The sequence below is a fragment of the uncultured Thiocystis sp. genome, assembly GCF_903866365.1.
Lineage (GTDB): Bacteria > Pseudomonadota > Gammaproteobacteria > Chromatiales > Chromatiaceae > Chromatium.
Genome location: NZ_CAIPNF010000421.1, coordinates 1 through 6,134 on the forward strand (window position 1 = coordinate 1; position 6,134 = coordinate 6,134).

At 63.3% G+C, this 6,134-nt stretch carries 4 protein-coding genes; 3 read left to right on the forward strand and 1 reads right to left on the reverse strand.

Annotated features, from left to right (window positions below; genetic code table 11):
* Positions 1–165 precede the first annotated feature (165 nt).
* Positions 166–516: a DUF1640 domain-containing protein gene (locus QZY07_RS23190; RefSeq protein WP_295408074.1), complete on the reverse strand. Its 351-nt coding sequence runs from the start codon at positions 514–516 to the stop codon at positions 166–168.
* 206 nt (positions 517–722) lie between these two features.
* Between QZY07_RS23190 and QZY07_RS23195 the strand changes: the two genes are divergently transcribed.
* From QZY07_RS23195 to QZY07_RS23205, 3 genes are all read left to right on the forward strand, one after another.
* Positions 723–2,273 (forward strand): FtsW/RodA/SpoVE family cell cycle protein, encoded by a 1,551-nt coding sequence (locus QZY07_RS23195; protein ID WP_295408076.1) that lies wholly within the window; start codon positions 723–725, stop codon positions 2,271–2,273.
* 2 nt (positions 2,274–2,275) lie between these two features.
* Complete coding sequence (locus QZY07_RS23200) at positions 2,276–3,043, forward strand: UDP-2,3-diacylglucosamine diphosphatase (RefSeq protein WP_295408078.1); 768 nt, start codon at positions 2,276–2,278, stop codon at positions 3,041–3,043.
* 147 nt (positions 3,044–3,190) lie between these two features.
* Complete coding sequence (locus tag QZY07_RS23205; RefSeq protein WP_295408080.1) at positions 3,191–5,665, forward strand: response regulator; 2,475 nt, start codon at positions 3,191–3,193, stop codon at positions 5,663–5,665.
* The last annotated feature ends 469 nt before the right edge of the window (positions 5,666–6,134 follow it).

Consider the following 6,134-nt stretch of genomic DNA (forward strand, 5'->3'; position numbering starts at 1 on the left):
TCCTGGATGCACGGCGGCAACCGCAGTGGGGTGTCTCGGTCGATGGGGATGAACTCGACAGCCATGGAGGCTCCGCTGGGCTTCGGGGTGAGACACACGATTGTACTCGCGATGCGGGTGCTAAGCCGGACAGGCTCCTAGACTCGAGGATCGCTCGATCAAGGTTCAGAGGAATTTCACCAGCGCGGCGATGGCGGCAACCTGGGCGAACATCAAGGGCACGAGCCATTTCAGTAGATCGATCTTGATCCGCGCAACCTCGCCTCGCAGTCGCTCGATGTCGAGTTTCAGGTCGGCGCGTACCTGCTCGATTTCGATTTTGAGATTGGCTTGTACTTGTGCGATCTTTTTTTGCAGGCGCAACTCAGACTCACGCACATGACCTTGCGTGGCCAGTTCCGGCAGATGCGGATAGCGATCCTCTCGCCGCTCGAAGGCATCGGCGATCAACCGCGCGCGGGTGCGATCGTCGGGTGCGGAGGTGAGCGCCTCGTAGAGTGCGACGACGGAACTCATGGCGATACCTCAAGGTGGGATGCGAAACGCAAAGACGATTCCTCCAAAACGGGACCGGGAACTCAACGTGGGTGGGGGCCATGCCAATCCTGATGGTCGACAGACGGCGACGCTTCAGGTACGTTCCTCGCCACCTTAAGATGACGCCGACATCTTCCCGCCCGCCATCGCGGGGGACGCCTGACGATGACTGCACCGAACCGCGGATGACGTTGAAACCGAAGCATCTCACTCCTCATGCGACCCTGTTGGACGCCTGGGATCTTCGCTGGCCGGAGCGGCGTTTGCTTCTGCTGTGTCTGCTCTGCATGACGCTAGGGTTTCTGATGGTGCTGGGATCCGACCTGGCCGCCGGGCGTGCGCTCCGCCCGCCGGATCTTCTGCCGCTGTTCGTCTACGCACTCTGTCTGCTCGTCATGCATCTGAGCCTGGTGGCGGTCCGCTTTCAGGGCGATCAGATCCTGCTCTCCACTCTCGCCTTTCTTGCGGGCTTCGGCCTGCTGGCGCAATACCGCATGGGCGCCTTCGACGCCACCGATTTAGCGGGGCTGGGGCTTTTTCTGTTCCCGCTTGGCGTTCTCCTGATGCTGACCGCCTGCGTCGCCCTGATGCACGGGCGCTATGAACGGCTTGCCGCCGGTCTCTGGATCTGGGGCGGACTCTCGCTGGCCCTGGTGGTGGTGCTCCTGTTGATCGGACAGCGTTATCGGGGCGCCGTCTATGGGGCTGGACTCATCACGCCGACCGAACTGCTCAAGGTGACCGTGGTGCTCTTTCTGGCGAGCTTCATCGACCGCCATGCCAAGCCGCTGAGCAACTGGGGCAAGGGCTTTCCCCGCCCGCCGCTGCGCGATCTGCTGCCGCTCGCGGGCTTTCTGGCGGTGCTCGCCGGACTGCTCCTGTTCCAACGCGACCTGGGGATGCTCGTCATCCTCGGCGTGACCCTGCTGGTCATGCTGTTCGTCGGCACCGGGCGGATCGGTTATCTGGTCCTCGGCGGCCTGGGCGCCGCCGGGCTGGGCGCTCTGGTTCTGACGTTCTTCTCGCACGGACAAAGCCGCATCGCGGCCTGGCAGTCGCCCTTCGACGATCCGACCGGCAACAGTTGGCAAATCCTGCAGGGTCTGTCCGGGATGTATTCGGGCGGACTCTGGGGCGAAGGTTTCGGTCGGGGCAACCCGGAATACACCCCGATCGCGCAGTCGGACTTCATCTATTCGGTGATCGGCGAGGAGCTTGGTTTCGTCGGCTGCACGCTGGTGGTGGTCTTCTTCCTGATCTTCTTCAGCCGCGGACTGGGGATCGCGGACCAGACGCGCTCGTCGTTCGGGAAACTGGTGTGTGTCGGGCTGGTCAGCGTGCTCGCCACCCAGACCTTTCTGAACCTCGGTGGCGTGACCAAGTTCATCCCGCTGACCGGCATTACCCTGCCCTTCATCAGTCATGGCGGCAGTAGTCTGCTGACGGGGTTTATCAGTCTGGGCCTGATCCTGGCCATCTCCGAGTCGGCCCCAGGATCCGCGCGACGGCCGACCGTTGCGCCGAAGCGCACTCGGTCAGGGATGGATACGCCCCGTCAAAAGACGCCCCGGCGTCGGGTGCGGGAGGCGGATCCGGAGCCTCGTTCCAGTCCGGCTCCAGAGGATGAGGGACTCCCGGCGGCTTCGGGGGCAAACGCCCGCGCTCCCGGAAAGACCAAGCCCCGGCGGACTGCCCGGAAAAAACCCGTGGCGCGCTCCCGCGATCCGCTGGACTGACGATGGAAACGCTTTTCATCTCCGACCTTCATCTCTCTCCGGAGTGCCCGGCGACCGTCGATCTCCTGCTGCGCTTTCTGGCCGGCCGCGCCCGTCGCGCCCAACGCCTGTACCTCCTCGGCGACCTCTTCGACGCCTGGATCGGGGACGACGACGATGCGCCGCTGAACCTCCAGGTCCGCGCGGCCTTGCGCGCACTGACTGCCTCGGGCGTCGCGTGCGCGCTGCTGCACGGCAACCGCGATTTCCTCCTCGGCCGCGTCTTCTTTCGGGACACCGGCTGCCAGCGCTTAACCGATCCGACCCTGATCCGCTGCGACGGCGAACCGACGCTGCTGATGCACGGCGATCTGCTCTGCACCGACGATCCGGCCTACCGGAAATTTCGACGCCGGGTCCGCAATCCGCTGGTGCAGCGACTCTTTCTCTGGAAATCCCTGGCGAGCCGCCGGGCGCTCGCCGCCGAGTATCGTCGCAAGAGCGGTGCCGCCAACGCGGTCAAACCCGAAGGGATCATGGACGTGAACCAATCGGCGGTCATCGAGGTGCTCCGGCGCCACGGGGCCGTCCGGCTCATCCACGGGCATACGCACCGGCCCGCCGAGCATGCGATCTGGATCGACGGACGGCAGGCGACCCGCTCGGTGCTTGCCGAATGGCGGGCGGATCGCGGGGAGGTGCTGGTGCATACTTCGGCTCCGCTCATTACCAGTACTGCATTCAGTACGACTACACCGGGCGCGTGGCGCCGGGAGGCGGTGATCGCGTGACAGGGCCAAGGGGCGACATCAAGCGGGCGGTTGCTGAAGGTTTCCCGGTCGGCCTGGAACATTCTGTTGGCGATTCCACCGAGACTGCCGACAGTGAGAATTTCTGGCATCGGCGAGGTCCGTTGTCGCCACTGCCATAGGCATTGCATGCACATCCGAACCAAGCTCGCCGGCGGCCTGATCGCCATTCTGATCGTCAATCTGGCCGTCAGCCTTGCTGGGTTCCTCCTGCTCGGGCAGGCATCGGAGCGAGAGGCAGAGGTGCGCGAGACCAGCTCGCGGATCGTCACGACCGCACTCTCGGCACAGGTTCATTTCAAGAAACAGGTACAGGAATGGAAAAATATCCTCCTGCGGGGACAGGAGCCTGGACTCTATGCGGACTATCTTGCTCGCTTCGAGCAGGAAGAGAGGCACACCGAGGAAACCATCGGGCAACTCATTCGCTTATTGGACGGGAACGATCGGACGCGCGCCACCGCCACCCATTTTCTGGATGCACACCAGCGGCTGGGTCAGGAATACCGGGCCGCGCTGGCCTTCTATCGACCGCGGGAGATGACCTCACAACTGGATGTCGATCGGCGGGTGCGCGGCATCGACCGAGAGCCGACTGCCCTGCTCGATGAGGTCGTGACCGCCGCACTCGCCCACAAGCACATTACCTTGACGCAGATCGACAGCACGACCAGACGCCTGGAGCAGGGGATTCCGTTCGCGATGGTCGGCTTCATGAGCGGCGCGGTCCTGCTCCTCATCTGGCTCGTCGACCGCACCATCGGACAGCCCATCGCCACCGCCACGGTGATCGCCCGACGGGTCAGCGGGGGAGATTTCTCCACCCCCATCGAGGTGACCGGGGTCGACGAACAGGCCCAGATGCTCGCCGCGCTCAAGATGATGCAGACCAACCTGGCCCGTTTCCAGGCGACTCTGAGCCAAAGCGAGACCAGATTCCGCCTGCTCCTGGAGTCGACCGGCGAGGGTATCTATGGGGTCGATACCGACGGACGCTGTACCTTCTGCAATCCCGCCGCCGCGCGGATGCTCGGCTACCGGAAGCCGGACGCACTCCAAGGCCGCAACATGCACGAGACGGTGCACCACTCGCTGGAAGACGGCACCGCTTATCCAGCCCATTGCTGCAAGGCCGCCGTGACCTATCGCGAAGGAATCTCGGCGCGCGTTGACGACGAGGCGTTCTGGCGCGCGGACGGCAGTCATTTTCCGGTCGAATACGACGCCCACCCGATCCATCAGGACGGGCGACTCGTGGGAGCGGTCGTCACCTTCTCCGACATCTCCGCGCGCAAGGCGGCGGAAGCGGCACTGCTCACGGCGCATAACGCGCTCGCGGAGGAACGCTCCCAACTGGCCGACCGGGTGCGTCGCCTTACCCTGGAACTCGATCGGGCCAATGCGGAGCTGGCCCGCACGTCACAGGCGAAGGACGAGTTTCTCGCCGCCATGAGTCATGAGTTACGGACTCCGCTCACCTCCATCCTCGGGCTCTCCGAAACCATGGGGGACGGATTGATTGGGCCGTTGAGCCCGCGGCAGGAAAGGGCCGCCCGCATGATCCACGAAAACGGGATCCATTTGCTCGAACTCATCAATGACATTCTGGACATGTCACGGGTGGCTTCCGGCAAGATGACCCTGCGCTGGGACGAGGTGCCCATGCAGCAACTCTGCGACGCCAGCCTGCGGTTGGTCGGTCCCTCGGCGAAGCGCAAGGAACTGACCGTCTCCATGAAGCTCGACCCCAAGGCGCAGCTGGTCCGTGGGGATAGCCGCCGACTCAAGCAGATGCTGGTGAACCTGCTCGGCAATGCGGTCAAGTTCACGCCCCAGGGCGGGTCGATCGGGCTGGATGTCCGTGCGGACGCCGATCGATGCGAGCTGCGGGTCGGCATCTGGGACACCGGCGTGGGGATCCCCGCCGATCAGTTCGACCGACTGTTCCAGCCCTTCGTCCAGTTGGACAGTCGGCCCGCGCGCCAGTATGACGGCACCGGGCTGGGGCTTGCGCTCGTCGCCGGGATGGCCGAACTGCACCAGGGCCGCATCGAGGTACAGAGCGAAGTCGGGCGGGGCAGCCGTTTCGAGATCATCCTGCCCTGGGATCCGCGCGTGCAGAACATCGACCAGTTCCGGCCGGGACAAGACGCCGTCGCCGACTCGCCAACCAAGGCCAAGGCCGAGGCGCTCCCTCATCCGCGCGTCCTGCTGGTCGACGACCATGAGGGCAACCTGGAGATGCTCGCGGCCTATCTCCGGATCAAAGGCTGCGAGGTGCTCACCGCCCACAATGGACTCAAAGCCATTGCGCTGGCCTGCGAGCAACGTCCCGATATCATTCTGATGGATGTGCAGATGCCGGACATGGACGGGCTGGAGACTACGCGTCGCTTACGCGCGGATCCCGCATTCAGACTGACGCCGATCATCGCACTCACGGCACTGGCCATGCCGGGCGACCAGGAACTGTGCCTGGATGCCGGCATGGACGACTATCTGAGCAAGCCGCTCGGACTCAAGGAATTGCACGGCACGGTCATCCATTGGAACAGCCTCGCCCGCACGCACGGCTTGATGGGTGGGGAAAAAGGTACGGATTGATTTCTCGCGGTCCGCGAGCCCGGTACCGAGCCTTGCGGCGTGGCTGGTAACAGCCGCGTCGATGCGTAAGCGCGCAAGCTGGCGAGCTGCAAAGCTGGAGACGCTTCCGGTCACGAGAAGGCAACGGAACCGCCATCGCGCGTACATCTTGTACCCCTAACGTGGGTTTCGGGCGCGATTCCGCGCCCGACGACTCAACTCAAACGCATAGGGTTATCCGATGATGCATAAGAACGGTACTGGTTCAGTTTGGTTATCGGCTTAACCAATTGATATAAATAGTTTTATCTAAGCAGCGACGGCTCTCCCGGATTTAAAGTGCAAAATAAAATTCATTCAAAACAAAGATTTATGATCTTTTTTGCCGGACACGCTGCCCTCAAAATCAGGCTGGGCACCAGCATTGCAAGTCATTGATTAATATGAAACCGCTAGGCGAATCGTGCGTAACCGTTCAAGTCGAGGTACA